At 37.1% G+C, this 21,771-nt stretch carries 21 protein-coding genes and 2 rRNA genes; 5 read left to right on the forward strand and 18 right to left on the reverse strand.

The window, feature by feature from the left end:
* Positions 1–10 precede the first annotated feature (10 nt).
* From alr to D8M05_RS11790, 6 genes are read right to left on the reverse strand one after another with little or no spacing between them, the layout of a single operon-like run.
* Positions 11–1,144 carry an alanine racemase gene (gene alr, locus D8M05_RS11765; RefSeq protein ID WP_121132005.1) on the reverse strand — a complete coding sequence of 378 codons (1,134 nt, stop codon included), beginning with the start codon at positions 1,142–1,144 and terminating at the stop codon, positions 11–13.
* A gap of 29 nt (positions 1,145–1,173) precedes the next feature.
* Positions 1,174–2,022, reverse strand: coding sequence for a D-amino-acid transaminase (gene dat / locus D8M05_RS11770; protein ID WP_121132007.1), 849 nt, complete (start codon positions 2,020–2,022; stop codon positions 1,174–1,176).
* A 47-nt stretch (positions 2,023–2,069) separates the two neighbouring features.
* A complete protein-coding gene (locus D8M05_RS11775) occupies positions 2,070–3,044 on the reverse strand; it encodes a pyridoxal-phosphate dependent enzyme (RefSeq protein WP_121132009.1) in 975 nt (324 codons plus the stop codon).
* 48 nt (positions 3,045–3,092) lie between these two features.
* A complete protein-coding gene (locus D8M05_RS11780) occupies positions 3,093–4,283 on the reverse strand; it encodes a M20 metallopeptidase family protein (RefSeq protein ID WP_121132011.1) in 1,191 nt (396 codons plus the stop codon).
* A gap of 40 nt (positions 4,284–4,323) precedes the next feature.
* Complete coding sequence (locus tag D8M05_RS11785) at positions 4,324–4,722, reverse strand: RidA family protein (protein ID WP_245985323.1); 399 nt, start codon at positions 4,720–4,722, stop codon at positions 4,324–4,326.
* Positions 4,723–4,738: 16 nt separating this feature from the next.
* On the reverse strand, positions 4,739–5,398 hold the full coding sequence (locus tag D8M05_RS11790; protein ID WP_121132013.1) for a GntR family transcriptional regulator: 660 nt from the start codon (positions 5,396–5,398) through the stop codon (positions 4,739–4,741).
* A gap of 191 nt (positions 5,399–5,589) precedes the next feature.
* Between D8M05_RS11790 and D8M05_RS11795 the strand changes: the two genes are divergently transcribed.
* Positions 5,590–6,579 carry a 2-hydroxyacid dehydrogenase gene (locus D8M05_RS11795; RefSeq protein ID WP_121132015.1) on the forward strand — a complete coding sequence of 330 codons (990 nt, stop codon included), beginning with the start codon at positions 5,590–5,592 and terminating at the stop codon, positions 6,577–6,579.
* Between the two features lie 170 nt (positions 6,580–6,749).
* On the opposite strand, the gene D8M05_RS11800 is transcribed toward D8M05_RS11795, so the two are convergent.
* Positions 6,750–7,937 carry a M24 family metallopeptidase gene (locus D8M05_RS11800; RefSeq protein WP_121132017.1) on the reverse strand — a complete coding sequence of 396 codons (1,188 nt, stop codon included), beginning with the start codon at positions 7,935–7,937 and terminating at the stop codon, positions 6,750–6,752.
* Positions 7,938–8,366: 429 nt separating this feature from the next.
* Between D8M05_RS11800 and D8M05_RS11805 the strand changes: the two genes are divergently transcribed.
* Entirely contained in the window at positions 8,367–9,725 is a 1,359-nt protein-coding gene (locus tag D8M05_RS11805) for an aspartate aminotransferase family protein (RefSeq protein WP_121132019.1), read from the forward strand.
* A 102-nt stretch (positions 9,726–9,827) separates the two neighbouring features.
* Here D8M05_RS11805 and D8M05_RS11810 read toward each other — a convergent pair whose 3' ends face one another.
* The 4 genes from D8M05_RS11810 to D8M05_RS11825 form a co-directional block, all read right to left on the reverse strand.
* Positions 9,828–11,246 (reverse strand): NAD-dependent succinate-semialdehyde dehydrogenase, encoded by a 1,419-nt coding sequence (locus D8M05_RS11810; protein WP_121132021.1) that lies wholly within the window; start codon positions 11,244–11,246, stop codon positions 9,828–9,830.
* Between the two features lie 108 nt (positions 11,247–11,354).
* Positions 11,355–12,557 carry an ornithine--oxo-acid transaminase gene (locus D8M05_RS11815; RefSeq protein ID WP_121132023.1) on the reverse strand — a complete coding sequence of 401 codons (1,203 nt, stop codon included), beginning with the start codon at positions 12,555–12,557 and terminating at the stop codon, positions 11,355–11,357.
* A 37-nt stretch (positions 12,558–12,594) separates the two neighbouring features.
* The gene (locus D8M05_RS11820) at positions 12,595–12,984 is read right to left on the reverse strand and encodes a thiol-disulfide oxidoreductase DCC family protein (RefSeq protein ID WP_121132025.1); all 390 of its coding nucleotides are present in this window, start codon (positions 12,982–12,984) and stop codon (positions 12,595–12,597) included.
* 177 nt (positions 12,985–13,161) lie between these two features.
* On the reverse strand, positions 13,162–14,904 hold the full coding sequence (locus D8M05_RS11825; RefSeq protein ID WP_245985325.1) for a C40 family peptidase: 1,743 nt from the start codon (positions 14,902–14,904) through the stop codon (positions 13,162–13,164).
* A gap of 174 nt (positions 14,905–15,078) precedes the next feature.
* Here D8M05_RS11825 and D8M05_RS11830 point away from each other — a divergent pair, with 174 nt between their 5' ends.
* Positions 15,079–15,312, forward strand: a complete 234-nt coding sequence (locus D8M05_RS11830) for a TM2 domain-containing protein (protein ID WP_121132027.1) — start codon at positions 15,079–15,081, stop codon at positions 15,310–15,312.
* 205 nt (positions 15,313–15,517) lie between these two features.
* Here D8M05_RS11830 and D8M05_RS20220 read toward each other — a convergent pair whose 3' ends face one another.
* The 4 genes from D8M05_RS20220 to D8M05_RS20225 all read right to left on the reverse strand — a co-directional run bounded on the left by D8M05_RS20220 (position 15,518) and on the right by D8M05_RS20225 (position 18,799).
* Positions 15,518–15,655: a hypothetical protein gene (locus tag D8M05_RS20220; protein ID WP_183072781.1), complete on the reverse strand. Its 138-nt coding sequence runs from the start codon at positions 15,653–15,655 to the stop codon at positions 15,518–15,520.
* Positions 15,656–15,725: 70 nt separating this feature from the next.
* On the reverse strand, positions 15,726–16,850 hold the full coding sequence (locus D8M05_RS11835) for a M20 family metallopeptidase (RefSeq protein WP_121132029.1): 1,125 nt from the start codon (positions 16,848–16,850) through the stop codon (positions 15,726–15,728).
* Between the two features lie 128 nt (positions 16,851–16,978).
* Positions 16,979–18,415, reverse strand: a complete 1,437-nt coding sequence (locus D8M05_RS11840) for a carbon starvation CstA family protein (protein ID WP_121132031.1) — start codon at positions 18,413–18,415, stop codon at positions 16,979–16,981.
* Positions 18,416–18,634: 219 nt separating this feature from the next.
* Entirely contained in the window at positions 18,635–18,799 is a 165-nt protein-coding gene (locus D8M05_RS20225) for a hypothetical protein (protein ID WP_183072782.1), read from the reverse strand.
* Positions 18,800–19,090: 291 nt separating this feature from the next.
* Here D8M05_RS20225 and D8M05_RS11845 point away from each other — a divergent pair, with 291 nt between their 5' ends.
* Together D8M05_RS11845 and D8M05_RS11850 are read left to right on the forward strand one after the other, a co-directional pair.
* Positions 19,091–20,251: an MFS transporter gene (locus D8M05_RS11845; protein WP_245985327.1), complete on the forward strand. Its 1,161-nt coding sequence runs from the start codon at positions 19,091–19,093 to the stop codon at positions 20,249–20,251.
* A gap of 50 nt (positions 20,252–20,301) precedes the next feature.
* Entirely contained in the window at positions 20,302–20,628 is a 327-nt protein-coding gene (locus D8M05_RS11850) for a hypothetical protein (protein ID WP_121132032.1), read from the forward strand.
* Between the two features lie 58 nt (positions 20,629–20,686).
* Here D8M05_RS11850 and D8M05_RS11855 read toward each other — a convergent pair whose 3' ends face one another.
* From D8M05_RS11855 to D8M05_RS11865, 3 genes are all read right to left on the reverse strand, one after another.
* The gene (locus tag D8M05_RS11855; RefSeq protein WP_121132034.1) at positions 20,687–20,887 is read right to left on the reverse strand and encodes a cold-shock protein; all 201 of its coding nucleotides are present in this window, start codon (positions 20,885–20,887) and stop codon (positions 20,687–20,689) included.
* A 580-nt stretch (positions 20,888–21,467) separates the two neighbouring features.
* Positions 21,468–21,581: ribosomal RNA gene (gene rrf, locus D8M05_RS11860) — 5S ribosomal RNA — on the reverse strand.
* A 75-nt stretch (positions 21,582–21,656) separates the two neighbouring features.
* Positions 21,657–21,771 (reverse strand): 23S ribosomal RNA (locus tag D8M05_RS11865); the annotation flags it as partial.

Genomic DNA, 21,771 nt, shown 5'->3' on the forward strand with positions numbered 1-21,771 from the left:
TCCTAGATTTTCATATGTACACACGGCGAACTCGGTCCATAAAACTTGATAATACTTCATCAACATTACTGTTTAACCAATCAGCAACATCTTTCGCTGAAATAACCTCATTCCCTTGCATTCCTATTAAGGTAACCTCATCCCCTACCATTACGCCTGGGACCTGCGAGACATTTATAAATGTTTGATCTAATGATATCGTACCAATGATATCAACCTTCTGACCTTTTACAATAACTTTTCCGTTATTAGAAAGTCCCCTTTTAAATCCGTCACCATGGCCAATTGGTAAAATACCTATTTTTTCGGTTGTTTTCGTAATATATTCGCCACCATAACCAACCTTTGTATTTGGAGGCAATGTACGAACTTGAACAAGCTTTGTTTTTAGACACATCACGGGTTGTAATGAAATCTTATTATTTTGCCTGGCTGCTGGTGGATATCCAAATAAGGAAATACCAGGTCTCACCATATCAAGATGCATATCTTTCCTTTCAATAGCGATTGTTGATGCTCCAACATGATGCAAAGAAAAAACATATCCGCTCGCATTTAACCTATTAACCGTGTCCATATACAGTTGGAATTGTTTTTCTGTCGTTTTCCAATTGCCTTCATCTGCACTAGAAAAATGTGTATAAATCCCTTCCCACCTAAGACCAGGTAAAGAGAAACATCTTTCGCAAAATTCCTTTGCTTCATTAGGTTCGATACCAAAGCGCTGCAAGCCAGTATTTATTTTTAAATGTACAGTCGCGTTATTTCCATACCTTGTAGCTACTTTGCTTAAAGCTTGCGCAACTTCCCGAGAACTAATAGAGGCAATTAATTGATAAAATACGACCACATCAACTTGACTTGGAGAAATTGGGCTTAGGAGATGTATCGGGACAGATATCCCACTTTGCCGTAAAAGCATACCTTCCTTTATCGTAGTCACCCCAAGCCGCTCTGCCCCTGCGTTAATTGCTTCTTTTGCGACCTGCATAATTCCATGACCATATGCATTTGTTTTTATTACAGCAAGTAGAATCCGATTTCCTACTAATCTTTTAATAGCTTCCACATTGTGGTGGAATGCTTTAAGACTAATCTCTGCTACCGTAGGACTCTCTTCTAACATATTGGATGGTGGTAACATGGTAGCTCCCTCCAAACCTTTTAAGGTGGTTAATCACTTACCAATTCTTGAATCGAGTGACGATAAGCTTCTACAATATTCCTCACTATATCCCCAGGTTTTCCATCACCAATGATAGTATCATCAACCTTAATAATAGGAATGATATCTAATTTCGTAGCTGTAACAAAAACTTCATCCGCCCGAAGTAATTCCGCTACCGTAAACGTCTCTTCATTCACTTTCATATTTAGTTTTTCACACAATGCGAATATTTTTCTACGGGTAATCCCATTTAAAATGTAGTTATCCGCTGGATGGGTGTACAATTCGCCACTTTTAACAATAAACACATTTGATGCACTTGCTTCTGTTATGATATCTCCCCGATGTAAAATGGCTTCCACTGCATTATTCTCTATAGCTTTTTGTTTCGCAAGCACGTTTGGTAGGAGGTTTAATGTTTTGATGTCACAACGTAACCAACGAATATCTTCTGTAAGTACTGCTTTTGCACCATGATTTTCCGCGTCAGACAATGTTTCCTCTACCTTTGTGTACGCTACGAGTACGGGCGTTACATCGTCACTAGGGAACTGATGCCATCTTTCAGCTACCCCACGCGAAATTTGGAGGTAAACCACTCCTTCATGTAGGCCATTTGTTGATACTAATTCAACGATTTTTTCCTTTAATATTGTTAAACGAACTGGCAAAGCTAGCTGTAATTCCTTTGCACTTCTTTCAAGCCGTTCTAAATGTTCATCTAACATAAATAGCTTCCCACCATATACACCAATCACTTCATAAATACCATCACCAAACTGGTAGCCACGATCTTCAATGTCGATTATTTTTTTCCGTTCGATAATCGTGTCATTGAATAATATTTTCCCCATCCATTATTACCTCCCATAAAAAAATCACTACCCCATCCGATCATCAATTATGCACGTTCTTCTCTACGTACTATTTCCATCACAACCGCTGGATCTACACTGCAACCACTAATAACCACGACAACATTTGACCCTAAGTGTCCTTTTCCACTTAAAATTGCTGCAATTCCAGATGCAGCAGCTCCTTCGATGATCATCCGATGGTGCTTGAACATGAAGGCCATACCCTTTTCAAACTCATCTTCTTCTAATAAGAAAATTTCATCAACATAATTCCTAACCAGCTCAAAAGTAAACTTGTTCTGGAGCCCTATTCCACCTAGTAAACTATCAGCTAATGTGTCTTGCTCCTGTATAGCAATTGGTTTTCCTGCCCTGATGCTTTCCAGCATCGTTGCACCTTTTGACGTTGATAGGCCAATCAGATGAATAGTAGATGCTGTATTTTTTAACGCTACACCAAGTCCAGAATGTAGTCCGCCACCAGATAATCCCGCTAAAACGGTATCAACTTCGGGTAAGTCTTGTAAAATCTCTAACCCAATTGTCCCCTGACCAGCAATAACCAATGCATCATCAAATGGATGAATTACTGTAAGACCTTGCTCCGTTTCTAACTTATAACTAGCGGATTCAGCATCATCCTGTGAATTACCAACTACTTTAATCTCAGCACCTGCACGTTTTAATAAGTCAACCTTGGCTTTTGGAACACGGTTCGATATACAGATGACCGCCCTTATGCCTAGCTTCATCGCGACACATGTAACACTCATTCCAAAATTACCAGTAGAAAAAGTGGTGATACCTCGTTTTTTTTCCTCATTGGATAAGCTTAGTATCTTATTTGCTGCGCCTCTAATTTTAAAGGAATAGCTCGTATTTAAATTTTCTAATTTCAAATAGACATTTGTACGAGAAATAGATGATAATTCAGGAGAAAAAATGAGTGGTGTATGGTTAATAAACGATGATATCCGTTTGCGGGCCCTCCAAACGTCTTGTAAATTAATTCCTACTATGTGTTCTCACCCCTTCATTAATATACGTAGTCCAAGATATCATTTTTATTACTCTTTTCGAGGATGTACTTTTAGCAGTCTTTGCACCGTTTCCACAAAAATCGATGTCCCAACTTCTAGTACATTTTCATCAATATCAAAATTTGGTGTGTGCAAATTTCTAATTGTCTCATCACCCACAGCACAACCTAGGAAGAACATTGCACCAGGTACCTTTTGGGTCATATGGGCAAAATCCTCCCCGCCTAAACCAAAGGGCTGATTAATAATTTGATAATGTGGAAACAAATCACCAATCACTTGCTTAAAGACACGATTAATTTCTGGATGATTAAACAAAGCAGGATCTTCTTCGATAAAAGATAATTCATACATACCATCTAGGCTATTCACCAAAGAAAATGCTTTTTCCATTTCTTTCATCAAAAGCTTTCTAACTGTTGGATCATAACTGCGAATCGTTCCGTGTATTTCTACCTCAGATGGGATAACATTATTCGTCACGCCAGCATGTATCTTTCCAATACTTATAACAGCTGGCTCTAATGGTGATACAAGCCGACCAGTTATCCCGTATATCACTGGTAATACATGACTTAACATCCAGATAGAGTCTGTACCTAAGTACGGATATGCCCCGTGACCACCAGAAGCTCTAATCTTTGCCTGGAACACATCGACATTTGCCATGCTATAGCCATCATGGATTTTTACTTCACCAACTTTATTTTCAGGGTCCATATGTAGTGCAATGACTGCATCAACCTGATCAAGTACACCCGCACGGACCATATAACCTGCACCACTTAACCCATTTTCATCCACATGTTCTTCTGCTGGCTGAAAGAAGAACTTCACCGTTCCTTGCAATTCTTCGCTGCGAAACAACATACTAAGTATGTGGGCAGCTCCGAGTGCAATGGTTGTATGTGCGTCATGTCCACAAGCATGCATTACGTCTTTCACTTGTGATCGATAGCTGCATCTATTTTCCTCCTGAATCGGTAATGCGTCCATATCTGCCCGAATCGCTATTGTAGGGCCATTCCCCGATGAAATCGTACCAATAACAGAAGTAGGATAGCCTACCCCTATTTCAACTTTCATTCCAGGCATATCATTTAAAATATTAGCAACAAACTTAGCTGTTTCGACTTCTTGGAAACTTAGTTCAGGGTATTGATGAAGATGTCTTCTCCAACGTATTAATTCGCTTTTAAAATCACCTACACGATCCATGAACACTCACCTCCCAACGATCAAACGAAGTGATGCACCATTATTTGTTTATATAAGCGACAGCTGTAATTTCAATGTCTGTATCTAATAAATCACTTCCTACCGTGATACGAGTAGGTTTTATTTCTATATTCTTAAAATATGCGGAATAGGCTTGATTGAATGCACTTACATTTTCCTCCGTTAATATGGATAAGTGGCAGGTCATGTGTACAAGGTTCTCTAGGGTAGCCCCAGCTTCATGTAGAATACTTTCAATATTACGAAGGCATGCTTTGGTTTGTTCAGCTAATGAATCCCCTGCAATTTCCCCATTAGGTAGTACCCCATCTTGACCAGAAATAAATAGAAATGGCCCAACCTTAACCCCCTGTGAATATGGGCCAGTTGGTTGTGGGGCATTCTCTGACATTATTTTCATTTTTTTAATCATAGCCATGCTCCCTTCTCCTATTTTATGATTTATTGTTTCTTAGCAATTTTTCCTCCACGTATTCAATATGGTCCTCGATTTTTTTCTTAACCAAGCCTGCATCTCTTTTCAGTAACACATTATATAAATCCTTATGTTCCTTGTAAAAGGAATTGAAACTCGTATAGTAGCGATCAAGATGTGCAATGTAAACACGAATTTGTACACGAATCGATTCATAAATTTTTACAAGCCTCACATTTCCACATCTATTTACGACTGTTTGATGAAATAGCATATCAAGGTCAAATAATTTATTCCAATCCCCAATTTCTGCTTCTTGTTTCATTTCTGTTAATATATCTGCCAATACATTAAAGTCCTTATCTTCCATGTGTGTAAGGGCCTTCACAAAAGCCCTAGATTCAATAATTAATCGTACTTCCGTTAATTCATCTAAATCTTCCTCTGTAAATCTGCAAACAAATGTACCTTTCCTAGCCTTCGATAACACTAATTTTTCCTGCTCTAATATTTTTAGTGCTTCTCGAATTGTACTACGGCTGACGTCAAATCTCTCCGCTAAATCTGCCTCAATCAACCGGTCACCTAATTCTATTCTGCGATTATATATATCCTGTCTCAACTGTTCAGCAATTAATTCACCCAATGGTCTCCTGAGTAAAATACTGTCATCATTCATCAAGTTAAACTCCTTCGCTCTCCCTTTGTGTCGATTGTCGACAACTATATACCCTTTATTCTAAAATACAGTTTTTCTATTGTCAACAATTATTTGAATAATTACAAATTTTGATTATTAGCTTGACTTCTCATCGGTTAGCCGTTATTTTGAACGTAAGTAAATTGATTTAGCCAAAGGGGAGCCTCACGATGAAAATTTTAGCTTACGAGCGGATCGAGAAACCTGTTTTAGATGCATTAAAAGCAAAACATGATGTTCGTTTTTTCAAAAATATTGATACAAGTACAGACCCTGACTTTTTAAATTGGCTTTCAAAAGCTGAAGGGATTATTGGTTTAGATTTAACCGTAAATAGTGAATTACTTGATAAAGCACCGAACTTAAGAATTGTAAGTAATGTTTCTGTTGGCTATAATAACCTTGATATTGCTGCATTATCTAAAAGGAATATCTTAGCAACGAATACACCTGGAATACTAACAGACACGGTTGCAGATATGGCATTTGGATTAATTTTATCAACGGCCAGAAGGATTCCAGAACTAGACCATTATGTCAAAGCTGGCAGTTGGACAGAATCATTAACAGAAGAATATTACGGTACCGATGTTCATCATAAAAAGTTAGGAATCATCGGCATGGGCCGCATTGGCAACGCTATCGCAAAACGTGCCCATCATGGTTTTGACATGGATATCTTATATCATAGCAGGACCCGTAAAACCGATGCCGAAGAAGCGTTCAATGCCACATATTGTAGCTTAAATGAATTATTAGCCAAAGCTGATTTTGTATGTCTCATTACACCATTAACGAAAGAGACTACAGAAATGATTGGGTTAAAGGAATTTCAGCAGATGAAAAAATCGGCAATTTTTATTAATGCCTCTCGTGGGAAAACCATTGTTGAAAAAGATTTGATTGAAGCATTACAAAGCGGTGAAATTTTAGCAGCTGGGCTAGATGTTTTTGAACAAGAACCTGTCGAACCGAATAATAAATTACTGCAAATGCCAAACGTTGTAACATTACCACATATTGGATCGTCAACAAGGGAAACCGAATTAAAAATGTCTGAGCTCGCGGCTGTGAATTTAGAGGAAGGACTAAACGGGAGAAAGCCACCAAATCTAATTAATTCCGTAGTTTGGGATGCTATAAATCAGAACGGATATTGACGGGAATTGCGTTAAAGGACCAGGTCTAGGATCTGGTCCTTTAGTATTGAAACATTTTAATTTATGGCTGTTTTTTAAATTTGGACTGCTTTTACTTTACACACAGAAATGTTGTTTTTGTCAGAAAAGGTACAAACTGTGAAGTAACGTAACAAAAGACCACCCAAACTCTATGCCAGTCGAATATTTGGTTTTAGAAGTAATTCGCGCGGGAAATCTGCTAATACTTCACAGCCATTTTCGGTTACACGAAGGGATTCACTAATCTCAATTCCCATATTATCTAACCAAATACCAGGAATCATATGAAAAGTCATGTTTGGCTCTAAAATCGTTTTGTCACCTGCTCGCAAACTAGCTGTGTGCTCTCCCCAATCTGGCGGGTAATTAAGCCCCATCGAATACCCAAGTCTCGAATCTTTGATGATACCATGCTTCTCAATTACCTTTTTCCAGACTAATTCTACTTCCTCACATGTCATACCTGGACGAATCGCATCAAGTGTTGTATTTATTCCTTCTACCACCACGTCGGCAATATATTGTGATTGCTCATCAGGGATGCCAAGGATTATTGTCCTTGCAAGCGGAGAATGATAGCGTTTATAGCATCCAGCAAGCTCAATAATAACTGGATCTCCTTCCTTAAACGTCTCATCTGTCCATGTTAAATGACAAGCAGATGTCTTATCCCCAGTTGGTAATAGTGGCACAATAGCTGGGTAATCTCCGCCATAATCCTCCGTTCCCTGAATTTGCGCATGGGAGATAGCCGCTACAGCATCTGATTGCTTAACACCAACATTAATGGAATCAAACGCCGCTTGCATCGCACCCTCTGCAATTTTTGAAGCAATTTTAATGCATTCAATTTCCTTTTCAGATTTAATTATCCGAACCCAGTTTACTAGATTTGTTCCATCTTTAAAACTTGCATTGGGTAAATTCTCATGTAATTTTAATAAGTTTTTTGCTGTGAAGTAATAGGCATCAAATTCAGCAGCTATATTATGTTTATCACGATGTTTTGATTTTATAAAATCACTTACAAAATCCATTGGGTGTTTTATTGTCGATTGTACATAATCGTCTGCATATGGATAAATGTGCTCGTTATCCAACCAAGAAGTATGCCTTGCAGCACTTGCATCCTGCCCCCTACCTATCCAATATGGCTGATCTTCATCTATGAATATTACAAGCAACTGGTGCACGTAAAATGACCAAGCATTATAGCCGCTTAAATAGTTCATGTTCGCAGGATCTGTTACCAATAATACGTCAATTCCGCTAGCCGCCATACGGTGTTTTGTCTTAATTAATCTCTCTCCAAACTCCGTATTTGAAAAAAACACCATAACTAACCCCTCCAATAGATAATTTAATATGGAAAAAGGAGATGAAATAAAAACGCTTACATGGTGTATTATATGCGAAGAAATGCAGTTTCGATTGGATACCATTGGGAAAATCTAAAATTAGGCAACACTTGAATTGAATTAGATTCTGTTCGGAATTCACTGTAGCATGTAGATTAAGATGTAGGTGATTTTATAAGGAATGTAGAAGTTAAGAATAATTTTAGTTTATTTATACAAATTGTCAATATAATTTTTGAAATATTTTTTATTGTCGAAGCTCAATCGCGATACGGGTTTAATTAAAATTATATTATCTGTTTATTTTTAAAATATTGACTTATTAATAAGTTTATGTTTAATTATAAGTAGAGTCCATTGTCGACAAACGACAATCGGCATATATAGAAAAGGAAGGGAGTTTTTTTATTGGATAAAAAAACGGAAAAACAAACACTTCTCCATAAAGATGAAAAGTATCTTTGGCACGCAATGAAAAAGTATAACCCTGATGGTACAATCATTGCAAAAAGTGCTGACGGCGTCTGGATCACAGATATTGAAGAAAATAAATACTTGGATGGGCAATCTGGTTTGTGGTGTGTAAATGTCGGATATGGAAGAGATGCATTAGCAGAAGCTGCTTCCAAGCAACTAAAGGAGATGCCCTTTTACCCATTAACCCAAAGCCATATTCCAGGTATTAGACTTAGTGAAAAATTGAATGAATGGCTTGGAGACGATTATGTTATTTTCTATTCCAATAGTGGGTCAGAAGCGAATGAAACAGCTTTTAAAATAGCACGCCAATATTACCAGCAAACAGGCCAGCCAAATCGTTATAAATTCATCTCTAGGTACCGTTCCTATCATGGGAGCTCCTTTGCAACACTAGCAGCAGGAGGACAGAATCAACGTGCATACAAGTATGAACCATTAGCACCAGGTTTTGTTCATGTAGGTCCACCTGACTGTTACCGAAGTGCCTATCCAAGTGATAATGGACAGTGCTGCATGCAGGCTGCAGAGGAATTTGATAAAACCATTACGTGGGAAATCAGTGAGACAGTTGCTGGTGTAATTATGGAGCCAATTATAACAGGCGGAGGTATCCTCGTTCCCCACGACAATTACATGAAACGTGTACGAGAAATCTGTGATAAGCATGGTGTACTATTAATCTCTGATGAGGTGATTAATGGATTTGGTAGAACCGGGAAACCATTCGGATTCATGCATTATGACGTAAAACCAGACATCATAACAATGGCAAAAGGATTAACAAGTGGCTATATGCCTCTTGCAGCAACTGCTGTAAAACGGGAAATATATGAGGCCTTTACTTCTACTGATACCTACGATCATTTTCGCCATGTAAACACATTTGGAGGAAGTCCTGCTGCTTGTGCTGTGGCAATTAGGAATTTAGAAATTATGGAAGAAGAAGAATTAGTGAAGAATTCGGAGGAACTTGGTAAATGGCTATTTGATGAGCTTCAAGCATTAAGAGAAAACCCACATGTTGGCGATATACGTGGTGGGAAAGGACTACTTGCTGGCATTGAATTGGTTAAAGACAAACATACGAAAGAACCCGCTGAAGAATTGGCAGGGAGTGTTGTGAAATATTGTTTAGAAAAAGGTGTCATCGTCGGTAAAACGAGTGATACGGTAGCAGGCTATAACAACATCATCACCATGTCACCACCACTATCCATCACAAAAGAAGAACTCCAAATCCTAATCACCACTTTAAAACGGTGCCTGTCACTCCCCGAATTTTGCTGAAATTTGTCAATCGAAAGACAGTTCTAGCATCAATTGAAAAAGGCAATGAATCTTTGAACTTGATTCATTGCCCCATTTAAATCCAACCCTACTCTTTCCTCATTACAATCCCATTGATACATATTTGACTTCTAGAAATTCCTCAATTCCGTAATGTCCACCTTCTCGACCAAGGCCACTTTGTTTAAAGCCACCGAACGGAACTTGAGCGGCTGATGGTAAACCATCATTTAGTCCTACAATCCCATACTCTAGACCTTCCACAATACGAACCGCTTCCGATATATTCTCGGTAAATACGTAAGCTGCTAGGCCATATGGTGAATTATTAGCCCTGCTAATCACCTCTACTTCATCTGTAAAGGTCGTAATTGGTGCAACTGGCCCAAATGTTTCTTCATTCATACAAAGCATATCATCTGTAACATTAGATAAGACAGTCGGTTCATAGAATAGCCCTTCTATTCGTTTACCTCCAGACTCAATTGTTGCTCCCTTTTCAAGCGCATCATGAACATGCTTACTAACTTTTGCAATCGCATCCTGATCAATTAGTGGTCCAATAATAACCCCATCTTCCAGTCCATTTCCAACAAGTAAATCTTTTACTTTCTCAGTAAAGGCTTTCGTAAACGCTTCTGTTAATCCTTCATGTACATAAATTCGGTTCGAGCATACACATGTCTGTCCTGCATTACGGAACTTAGCTGCAATTACGCCGTCCACAGCTTTGTCCAAATCAGCATTCTTTGTAATAATGACTGGTGCATGCCCACCTAATTCAAGAGAAACTTTTTTAACCGTTTCAGCTGAACCACGCATTAACAATTTCCCAACTTCTGTTGAACCTGTGAATGTGAGTTTTCTCACTCGTTCGTCCTTGAGCCATGCTTCTCCTATTGCTTTTGCATCACCGGTAATCACGTTAATTACACCTTTAGGAAATCCCGCTTTTTCCGCGAGTTCAGCTAACTTCAATGCTGTAATTGGAGTTTGTTCAGCAGGCTTTATTACTGCCGTACATCCTGCTGCTAAAGCAGGAGCGATTTTTCTTGTTATCATTGCTGCTGGGAAATTCCATGGTGTTATTGCGGCAATTACACCAACTGGTTGTTTATGCACAAACAAGCGCTTATTACGCTGTACAGCAGGGATTGTTTCACCATAAATTCGTTTACCTTCCTCTGCATACCAATCGATAAAACTATTCGCATATTGCACTTCACCAAGCGCTTCCTTTAGAGGCTTTCCTTGTTCCAATGTCATGCTTCTAGCAATATCCATCTCATTTTCTTTAATTAGATTAAACCACTTGCGTAGATAATCACTACGTTCATAAGCAGATAATGCAGACCATTCAGTAAAGGCTTCATTTGCTGCATCTACCGCAAGACTCGCCTCTTCCTTTCCTCCAAGTGGAACCGTTGCAATCATTTCATTTGTTGCCGGATTATTTACTTCAATCGTAGCTAGTCCTTCTCCAATCCACTCACCATTACAATACATTGAATATCTTTTCATTATGTCACCTCACGTATATTTTTCCCTAAAAAAACCACTATAAAACTATTATTCTACTATCATTTATATTATTACAACAAAAAGAAGGAGATAAATTCTTCTCCCTCTTTATTTTGACAATACTTTTGTAATTTTTTCAAGTGCCCAGTCTAAATCATCTTGCTCGATAATGAGTGGTGGAGCAAAGCGAATCACATTTTCATGTGTCTCTTTACATAAAAGGCCCTCTTGTTTTAACGCTTCACAGTAAGGACGTGCTGATCCACTTAATTCAACACCGACAAATAAACCTCTTCCACGAACTTCCTTAATCATCGGATTATTTATTTCCTTTAGTTTCGTTTGAAAATATTCACCAAGCTTAAATGAACGTTCCACTAATTTTTCTTCCTCAATCACCTCTAGAGCAGCAACCGATACCGCACAAGCTAATGGATTCCCACCAAAAGTAGAGCCATGGGAACCTGGATTGAATACGCCAAGTATATCCTTGTTTGCAACAACACAGGATATTGGCATGACACCACCACCAAGTGCTTTACCCAAAATATACATATCAGGCTCAACACTTTCCCAATCACAAGCAAATAGTTTACCAGAACGAGCAAGCCCAGATTGTATCTCATCTGCAATATATAGCACATTTTCTTGTTTACATAGATCATATGCTTCTTTTAAGAATCCTTCAGGAGGAATGACAATGCCGGCTTCTCCTTGGATTGGTTCAAACAAGAATGCAGCAGTGTTCGGTGTGATTGCTGCTTTTAAAGCTTCTAAATCACCATATGGAATTAATTTTATGCCTGGAAGCATTGGTCCGAAGCCTCTCTTATACTCTTCTTCAGAAGAAAGTGATACAGCGGACATTGTTCTTCCATGGAAATTCCCAATACAAGCAATAATTTCTGCCTTGTCAGCTTCTACACCTTTTACATCATACGCCCAGCGTCTAGCTGCTTTTATTGCAGTTTCTACCGCCTCGGCCCCTGTATTCATTGGGAGTGTCATTTCTTTGTTTGTTAGTTTACATATCTTTTCATACCATGGTCCTAATTGATCGTTGTGGAAAGCACGTGATGTTAATGTAACCTTATCTGCTTGCTCTTTTAATGCTTCAATAATTTTTGGATGTCTATGCCCTTGATTCACTGCCGAATAAGCACTTAACATATCCATATATTTATTTCCTTCTGGATCTTTCACCCAAATACCTTCCGCTTCTGCGATTACAACCGGAAGTGGGTGATAATTATTTGCACCATATTTTGATGTTTGTTCAATAATTTCATTTGACTCTAAGACATTGACCATAAAAAAATTCCCTCCTATACGATAAGCTTGCTACCAGCTACAGAAATCGCTTTCTTATTTCTGGGGTCGGAATCATACAGTTTTCTTTTTTTCCAAACCATTTATAACGATTAGAAGCGATTATAGTATATAAATAATCTCTAATTGGTCGAGGTACGATGAGAAACAAGGATAATAGTTTCCACATTCCGCTCAAATGAGCACATACGCGGAGGGCTGCTGTTGATTTATCATAATATTTACCATTTGTTAGTAAAACGAAACTATCCATTTCCTTGGATACACCGAAACGCTCTAATAATTCTTTGCCGATTTCACTTTGTAATGAGGCAAACGTAAAGGAAGCTCCTTTGTCTCTATTTATTATAAATCTAACACTAGAGTCACAGAGATTGCATTCCCCATCAAACAAGATAATGTTATCCATAAAAACACCCCTTACAATAAAGCATCGAAATGTAGAAATATCTATCTTTCGAGAGGTATAAGTTAACTATAACCAATTCATTCCTCTAATTCAATATTATATTCAGATTCTTTCCAAAAATAAACCTGTCACTCAATCTGGTTTCTCAAAGATCCAGACAGTAACAGGCACTAAATGTTAATATACTCGCTTTGCACCAACATAGTATTTTGACCAATAAGAATTATCCATGGAATAAACGGCTATCCCCTTTGAAGTTGTTGCAGAGACCCATTGATTATCTCCCAAATAAAATCCTACATGGGATATACTACCAGACGTATTAACCGCAAAGAATACTAAGTCTCCTGGCTGCAATGCAGATGTTTGGACTGCTTGCCCTTGTTGATATAACCCTGCTGAAGTATTACGAGGCATATCTACCCCATGCTTATTAAACATATAATAAATAAATCCTGAGCAATCAAATCCTGAAGTAGTAGTACCTCCCCATAAATATGGTATTCCTAGATAATTTGCTGTGTCTTTAACCAAGCCGTCTTTTACTACGGCATGCTCAATCGCAGTACTTGTTTTAGCATCTGCTTTACCATTTATAGGTAATCCATAATCCTTTTGGAAGTTTTGAATCGCCTGTGTCGTAATATTATCATAATTTCCTGTCATTGTTGGAAGAGCATAATATCCTAGTGTTTTAAGATTTTTTTGTACAATAGTTAAAGCAGCGTTCGTTTCTTGAGGTGGGATTTGGTCGACAGTTGCTTGTCCGCCTGGAATTTGTAGTACTTGACCAATCCGAATCATATCTGTATTTAAATTGTTTTTCTGTTTTAATTGCTGAACGGTAATATTATATTTTTTAGCAATACCAGATAACGAATCCCCTCCTTTAACCGTATAACTTGCAGCATCTGTGGCAGGAATTGCTACTGGTGGTAACACCGGTTCATTGCCTTGTGAAATGATGAGTTTTTGCCCAACTTGCAATACATCACTATCCAGATTATTGGAAGTTCTAATAGCATCCACACTTACACCATAGCGATTTGCAATTGCCCACAAACTATCTCCTGCAGTCACCGTATATTGTACATCCTCTGCTCCAGGAGCAGCCCCTTCATCTGTTGAATTCGTAAGTTTCCCCGTAGGAATGTTTAAAATTTGTCCAATTATTAATGTATCGGATGTTAATGAATTAGCAGCTTTAATAGCTCCTATTGTTACATTATAGCGATTTGCAATTGCCCAGAGGCTGTCTCCAGATATCACCTTGTAAGAAAACGAGTCGGCTTCACTACTTGAAATTTCAGTACTATTTGCTTGTCCATCGACTACTAAAGGGATAATTAATGTTTGTCCAATTTGAACATTATCATTTGGTAATTGATTTGCTTCCTTAATGGCACGAACAGGTACATTGTATTCTTTTGCTAATACAGATAAATAATCTTTTTGCTTGACAGTATGAAAAGCCTTAGGAATAATCAGCGATTGATTGACTTTAATTAAATCAGATGTGAGGTTGTTAGCACGTTTAATGCTATGTACAGATGTATTGTACGCTTTTGCAATTTTCGATAAGCTATCTCCTGGTGAAACATAATAATAAATAGGATGATCTAGCAACGATTGCGTAGAGGGATGCGCAACTTTTGCCTCTGCTTTCTCCATATTTCCTCCAAGTAACGACACTGCAGCAACTAGCGTACCTCCTGCAATTACTTTTACAACGGATATTTTAACCTTTGGGTATCTGTCCTTTATCATTTGACTCAAGTTCGAGCGAAAATCTTTGTTCTCACTTGGAATTCTGCCGAGTTCATCAGAAAACTCGGTCATATGGTCAATATAAATAATTATTTCATAAGCATCACTTTGAGGATCAACTTTCTTGAGTTCATGTCTTGGAAAATAAGCCATCGATTATTAGCACCTTTCAATAAATGATAAGACTAGTATCCATTATTTCTTCCAATTCATTCATATGACTATCATCCAATAGGAACGACTACGTGCTGGATGTGGAAATATAATTGCAATTATTATTTCCCACACTTATAATTAAAACACTAGCTATTAAGGAGAATAATACTGATGCCACAAAAAAGCTATGCACTCGCATATATCTTATGGTTGTTTTTAGGTCAATTTGGTATTCACCGATTTTATACTGGTAGAGTTGGTACCGGAATAATGCAATTATTACTAGGAGTTATTGGATGGGCAACTTCCTGGATATTCATCGGTTACATTCCTCTCACATTCCTATGGATTTGGTTATTTATTGATATCTTCCTCATCCCCAGTATGTGCCGAAATCCAAGATAAAGCGAAACTTCAACCAGTGGGGATTTTTTCATCCCCTACTGATAGTTAGTTGAACGGTGTTAGCGTCCGTTATCTCTCACCTAAATATGTATGTTTCAATTCTTATCCTTAGGTTGGAGTATTACCGACGGTTGCACTGGGATAAAATTAAAATGACAGCCACCGTTTACAACAAAACTTTACGGTACCTGTCATCCTAAATTATCTATTTTTCAGCCTTATTTTCTTTTTTCTTAAAGGGAAAGGCTTCACGCGAAAACTCGTTCCCATACTGTTCTGATAAATATTTTTTTGCTTCTTCCTCATTACTAAATACTTTTGGTTGCTTTTGTTTAAAACTCAATCCTAACACCTCCATGAGCCTATTTTGTCACATCACCAAAAGTCTATTCAGCTTTTACCTGTGTGAACAACTATAGTGATCCAATCAATTTACACAATAGTGCCGTTCGATTTGGGATTTCATTTATTAAAATATGCTCATTTTTAGCATGAATTCCCTTTCCGACTGCTCCAAGCCCGTCTAGAGTTGGTACTCCCATATTTGCAGTAAGGTTACCATCACTTCCACCACCAACATATGCTTCCTTTAAATCCATATCTAAATCTCTTGCAACCTTTCTTGCAAGTTTAAACAGTTTAGCACCTTCTTTGTTACGATTCATTGGTGGTCGATTCATTCCACCTCTAACCTTTAGGGTTAACCCTTCTTGATGGGGGGCTAAGCTCTTTACTATTCGATCAATTCTCTTTTGCTCTTCGTTTGTCTTCACTCGGATGTTGATCCCTATTGTTGCAGTATCAGGAACAACATTTAACTTCCCACCGCCCTTTACCGAGCCAACATTAATTGTTGTTCCTTTCTTATAATCAGTGAGCGATTCTAAGAAAACAATCTGCTCAGCGGCTTCTTTAATTGCACTGATACCATCCTTATGATTATTTCCCGCATGTGCTGCTTTCCCTTTAATATCAATAAAATATCTCGAAGACCCTTTTCTACCTGTTTTCAAAGCCCCTGATCCTACGACTGGCGGTTCCATTACTAAGGCATAATTACTAATCTTTGCCTCCATCTCAATAACATGCTTTGATGAAGGACTTCCAACTTCTTCATCGCTTGTACAAAGAAATACAATACGTTTGTTTAAAGGTATCTCTAAATCCACTAAAGCTTTTATCGCCCATATAGCTTGAATTAATCCACCCTTCATATCAAGCACTCCTGGTCCATACACTTTATTTTCCTCAACCTTAAAGATCAGATCCCCTTTGTTCCAAACCGTATCAAAATGCGATAAGAGAAGGATTGTCTCCTTTCCTGTTCCATATTCAAAACGAAGGTGGTTTCCATATTTTTCTTCTACTATTTCTGCCGCTTGATAATTAAAATACCGTCTAAATAAATCCTGTATTCTTCTTCCACATGCATCTGTTAATTTCTTATTATTTGATGGTGACTCAGCCTCTACAATATATCGAATATCAGCAAGTATTTGGTCCTTGTGCTGTACGATATATTCTTTTATACGATCCATAATTCTTCTCCTCTATTTACTAAAAACCTTTTTATTATCATATGATTTTACCATTCTTTCATCCACAATACTCAGGCTACTTTTGGAGAAAAAAGAAGGTGAACTCTATTGTAGAGCTCACCTTCTTTTTATGCAGCTTCTATATCGATATCTACTTCGATTTTTTCAGCCTTATTCTTCTTCGCCTTCATAAAGAATAGCACAGTTATAATCATTGTCATGGCTAAACCAATGATAAATGAAAGATTAAGGTCTAGACGGAATCCAATTTGTGCATTTAAAATATAAACACAAACCATATACGTCATAAATATACCAGGAATTAAGGAAACGAAATAGTTTTTCCCCTTCACAAGCAAGTACATCGTTGCAATCCACAGTGCGATAGCTGCAGTAGCTTGGTTTGCCCATGAGAAGTATCTCCATAATATATTGAAATCAATTTTAGTTAAAACATAAGCAATGGCAAATAATGGAACTGCTATGCTTAAGCGATTAAATACTTTTTTCTGCCCAATATTTAAATAATCTGCAACAATTGATCTTGCTGCACGGAATGCTGTATCCCCTGAAGTAATCGGAAGAACAATTACACCAAGTACAGCCACAGTTCCAGCAATAGCGCCTAATAATGTAATCGCAATTTCATTTACCGCAGCAGATGCTGTGCCGTTAGCAATAACTTCACTTAACGTTTGTCCATCAAATAAACTCATTGCTGCAGCTGCCCAAATCATCGCGATTATTCCTTCTGCTATCATCATTCCATAAAAGATATAACGGCCTTGTGATTCCTTCTGTGTTGTTCTAGAGATAATTGGTGATTGTGTTGCATGGAAACCTGACATTGCACCACAAGTTATCGTAAAGAATAATATTGGAAAGATAGGCAAGTTATCTGGATGCATGTTTGTTAATGACAATTCTGGTATTTTATAATCTGAGAAGATTAACGAAATACCAATAGCTATCGTTCCAATTAATAAAATCGCACCAAAAAACGGGTAAACTCTTCCAATAATCTTGTCAATTGGTAGTATAGTAGATAAGAAATAATAAAGAAAGATAGCCCCAAGTATAACTCCAAATGCTACTTTACCATCTAGCAAAATATCAATTAATGATGCTGGAGTAGTAATAAATACGGTACCAACGAGAACAAGTAACAATAAAGCAAAAACGTTAACAATATGCTTTGAAAAATTCCCTAAAAACTTTCCTGCTAATTCAGGAATATGTGCCCCTTTGTTTCTTATTGAAATCATTCCTGTTAAATAATCGTGCACTGCCCCTGCAAAAATAGATCCTATTACAATCCATAGAAACGCCACTGGTCCAAACAATGCACCCATGATTGGCCCAAATATAGGACCTGTCCCAGCTATATTTAACAATTGGATCATCGCATTTTTTTGTTTATGCATCGGAACATAGTCTACTCCATCATTATTAACAATGGCTGGTGTTTGTCTTGCATTTGTTGGTCCAAAAATGTTTTCTATAAACTTCCCATAAGTAAAATAACCAACAATTAAAATAGCGATGGATACTAGAAATGTAATCATATATTTCTCCCCTTTTGTTTAAACCCACAAATTGTAAACGCTTTACTTTTTATATTATAAAGCTAATTGTGAATAAATCAAGTCTATTTAAAGAAAATTGTTAAATAATTGTTGGTTTTATTTATGGTGCCTGTCACTTGTCGGAAAATGTCGAAAGCAGAACGGTGACTGGAATCTAAAAGGGTGTAATTCCATTATTTTAGAATTACACCCTCATTTTTATTTTCGTTTTCTCTTATTTTTCTTGCCGTTTATATCTAGAAATTCACTTTCACTTGAAAATTCTACATCATCTTGTCTTTCTTGTTTTGGCGTTGTATCAAATCTTGCTGGTTGATTTTGTCTTCCCTTATCTTTGTTCCGATTTTTATTTTGTTCTGACATGATAATATACCCTCCTGTCATTTATTTTCATTATTATTATTGCAAACTGCTGCACATTTCATTCAAATCAATTGTTTACATTTTTTCAGCCATTCGTCAAAACGAATATATAAGAATTAAATGAAATGAAGGGTAATAAAACCATCCTACAAACAGTCATCCTGGTAATTAATTTATTAATGAAAAACACCACAAGTATAGAACTTTATGTGTATATTATTTTTCTAAAGCTCTAATAGCATGTCTACTTTTTCAATCACAAGCATACATTGTATACAGAGGTGAAGAAAAGTGAGAGAAACAGCTGTAGAAAAATCATACATTTTTATCGTAATGTTTTTTATTAGTCTAATCATGAGGATACAAACACCTGTATTTACTCCATATGTTGTTGGATTTGGTGCAACAAGCATTCTAATAGGTGTTATTCTTAGCGTCACATCATTTACCAATCTCGTTGGTAATTTATTCGCTGGGCCGTTAATTGATCGTTTTGGAAAAAAGATGTTTATAACGATTCCATTATTTTTCTCTGGGATATTATTTATTGCACATGGACTAGCCTCTGGAGCAAATCAATTATTAGTATTACATGCGTTAAATGGATTCGCTCTTGCTTTCCTGATTCCCGCCGCACTAGCGCTTTTATCAGGTTATGCTAAAAATAGACGTGATCAAGGTAAAAACATGGCTATAAATGGCATATTAACAACCACAGCGAGTATTATAGCTCCACCAATTGGAGGAAAGATGGTTGAGTGGATTGGTTATGCTAATACTTACTTCTTTATCGGTTCAGCAATCTTCTTAACGAGTTTATTCGCGGTGTTCTTCTTAAAAGACAGACAGTTTGTAGTAAAACATCAAAGACAAAAATCTGTTAGCTTACTACAAGTTATCACTTCTCCTAGTTTATATACAATATACTTAGCTGGTTTTGCTGTCATGTATATCCATGGGGTTATCGTTTTTGAAATTCCATATTTAACAGTAGAACAGGGTCTGTCCACCTTTACTACTGGGCAATTGTTTAGCTATATGGGACTAGGCACATTTTTAACATTATCATTGTTTTTTATTAATCGTTTTGATCCTCTAAAAAGACTTGTTATCGGTATATTTGGTATGTCCATGTGCCAATTTGCAATAATTAATTCCATACTCCCATTATCGTTTATTTTATTTTTTGTTGGATTATTCTTTGGTCTTATCATGCCGGCAATTGCTACTGCCATTACTGAAGTTGTATCAGGAGAAGCCTATGGAAAGGCGTTCGGTGTTATGTCTGCAGTCTACTCTCTAGGAATGATTGTCAGTTCATTTATTACGGGGATCATTCGGGATGTAGTATCACCATATTTTATTGCATTTTTAGTCGGCATGCTCGTTGTTACAATTATTGGCTACACTAAATTAAGTGCACCACAAGCTGTTCGCCCAGAAGTTAGATAAGATAGGTGGTTATAATATGTTATTGACTGATTGATGAAAGGAGAAATACGATGAAGGCTTTTATTTCTATAACAGGAATTTTATTAATATTTCTAGCTGTTTCTTATTTTGAAACGCCAGAAAACCCTAGTGGAAGTGCACCAAATTTCTCTGATGAGACAGTAAATGTTGTAGAAGTGGCTAAAACAAAAGAACAAATACAACACACAGTACCATCCATTGAGCATAGACTTGAAGATAAGAAGGAAGAAGATGGCTATATAGTGGAAACGTACCGTACGTATGAAATATATAAAGACAAAGATGGAGAAATTACAGACATCGTGCCAACTTCTGATTATGATCATTTAAGGTACAAGATATCTGATAACAATTAATACCTCTTAAAAGTACAAAGGCCCTTCTCAAATGAGAAGAGCCTTTTTAAAAAATCACTTACGCTTTAACAACGTTAGCTGCTTGTGGTCCACGGTTACCTTCTTCGATATCGAAAGTTACTACTTGACCTTCTTCTAATGATTTGAAACCTTCGCCTTGGATTGCTGAGAAATGTACGAATACGTCATCTCCACCTTCAACTTCGATAAATCCAAAACCTTTGTCTGCGTTAAACCATTTTACTGAACCTTTGTTCATCAAAAAGACCTCCATGTGCTTATAGCACGATTATTACTTTATTTTGTTCAAGATTAATAATTCAAGACGAAGATAATCACTAGAAAGTTATTACATATATCTTGTATTGCTAAACGAACATCAATAAGTTAAATATAGTATAACACTTAATACGAAATAATCAAAGCCTTTATGTCAATTTATATAAAGAAATATTTGGAAGGTGTATATACGAAGCTTAAATACTGTTAATCATGCGCACCCATTCAATATTACAATCATAGATTAGGGGGTGTCATCCCCAAAATAATATATCTCCATACATTATTAAGGTGGATATCCAATGGTCGACAAATTCAGCTTTTAATCGAAAACATCACCTCTACCATAGTCAGATTATCCATTTACTTACTTCACTTGATAGATTGAATTAACAGATAGTATTTCGGTACAGTAGACTAGCTTTATTATTTACCGTCTATTAAGTACAAAAATATAATCTAACATGTTCCGTTCAATATAAATTCAAATGTTTTGTTTTCTTAAAAGCTTTTAAAAGAAAAGACAGGTTACAAAATGAACTGTAACCTGTCTTCCTATCGCCTGGCGGTGTCCTACTCTCGCAGGGGAACCCCCAACTACCATCGGCGCTGGAGAGCTTAACTTCTGTGTTCGGTATGGGAACAGGTGTGGCCTCTCCGCCATCACTACCAGACAACTATATATTGAGTTATAAATCTTATACCTCAAAAACTAAATAAGAGTAAATTAACGACTATCATAAAAGAATTTAGTTAAGTCCTCGATCGATTAGTATCCGTCAACTCCACGTGTCACCACGCTTCCATCTCGAACCTATCAACCTCATCGTCTCTGAGGGATCTTACTCACTCGAAGTGATGGGA

The sequence above is a fragment of the Oceanobacillus bengalensis genome, assembly GCF_003628445.1.
GTDB classification, from domain to species: Bacteria; Bacillota; Bacilli; order Bacillales; family Amphibacillaceae; genus Oceanobacillus; species Oceanobacillus bengalensis.

What these genes read in the sequence shown, in the direction of transcription:
- alr (WP_121132005.1), bottom strand. Translation starts at nt 1,144, where the DNA reads ATGTTACCACCATCCAATATGTTAGAAGAGAGTCCTACGGTAGCAGAG.
- dat (WP_121132007.1), bottom strand. Translation starts at nt 2,022, where the DNA reads ATGGGGAAAATATTATTCAATGACACGATTATCGAACGGAAAAAAATA.
- D8M05_RS11780 (WP_121132011.1), bottom strand. Translation starts at nt 4,283, where the DNA reads ATGGATCGTGTAGGTGATTTTAAAAGCGAATTAATACGTTGGAGAAGA.
- D8M05_RS11785 (WP_245985323.1), bottom strand. Translation starts at nt 4,722, where the DNA reads ATGGCTATGATTAAAAAAATGAAAATAATGTCAGAGAATGCCCCACAA.
- D8M05_RS11790 (WP_121132013.1), bottom strand. Translation starts at nt 5,398, where the DNA reads ATGAATGATGACAGTATTTTACTCAGGAGACCATTGGGTGAATTAATT.
- D8M05_RS11795 (WP_121132015.1), top strand. Translation starts at nt 5,590, where the DNA reads ATGAAAATTTTAGCTTACGAGCGGATCGAGAAACCTGTTTTAGATGCA.
- D8M05_RS11800 (WP_121132017.1), bottom strand. Translation starts at nt 7,937, where the DNA reads ATGGTGTTTTTTTCAAATACGGAGTTTGGAGAGAGATTAATTAAGACA.
- D8M05_RS11810 (WP_121132021.1), bottom strand. Translation starts at nt 11,246, where the DNA reads ATGAAAAGATATTCAATGTATTGTAATGGTGAGTGGATTGGAGAAGGA.
- D8M05_RS11815 (WP_121132023.1), bottom strand. Translation starts at nt 12,557, where the DNA reads ATGGTCAATGTCTTAGAGTCAAATGAAATTATTGAACAAACATCAAAA.
- D8M05_RS11820 (WP_121132025.1), bottom strand. Translation starts at nt 12,984, where the DNA reads ATGGATAACATTATCTTGTTTGATGGGGAATGCAATCTCTGTGACTCT.
- D8M05_RS11825 (WP_245985325.1), bottom strand. Translation starts at nt 14,904, where the DNA reads ATGGCTTATTTTCCAAGACATGAACTCAAGAAAGTTGATCCTCAAAGT.
- D8M05_RS11830 (WP_121132027.1), top strand. Translation starts at nt 15,079, where the DNA reads ATGCCACAAAAAAGCTATGCACTCGCATATATCTTATGGTTGTTTTTA.
- D8M05_RS11835 (WP_121132029.1), bottom strand. Translation starts at nt 16,850, where the DNA reads ATGGATCGTATAAAAGAATATATCGTACAGCACAAGGACCAAATACTT.
- D8M05_RS11840 (WP_121132031.1), bottom strand. Translation starts at nt 18,415, where the DNA reads ATGATTACATTTCTAGTATCCATCGCTATTTTAATTGTTGGTTATTTT.
- D8M05_RS20225 (WP_183072782.1), bottom strand. Translation starts at nt 18,799, where the DNA reads ATGTCAGAACAAAATAAAAATCGGAACAAAGATAAGGGAAGACAAAAT.
- D8M05_RS11850 (WP_121132032.1), top strand. Translation starts at nt 20,302, where the DNA reads ATGAAGGCTTTTATTTCTATAACAGGAATTTTATTAATATTTCTAGCT.
- D8M05_RS11855 (WP_121132034.1), bottom strand. Translation starts at nt 20,887, where the DNA reads ATGAACAAAGGTTCAGTAAAATGGTTTAACGCAGACAAAGGTTTTGGA.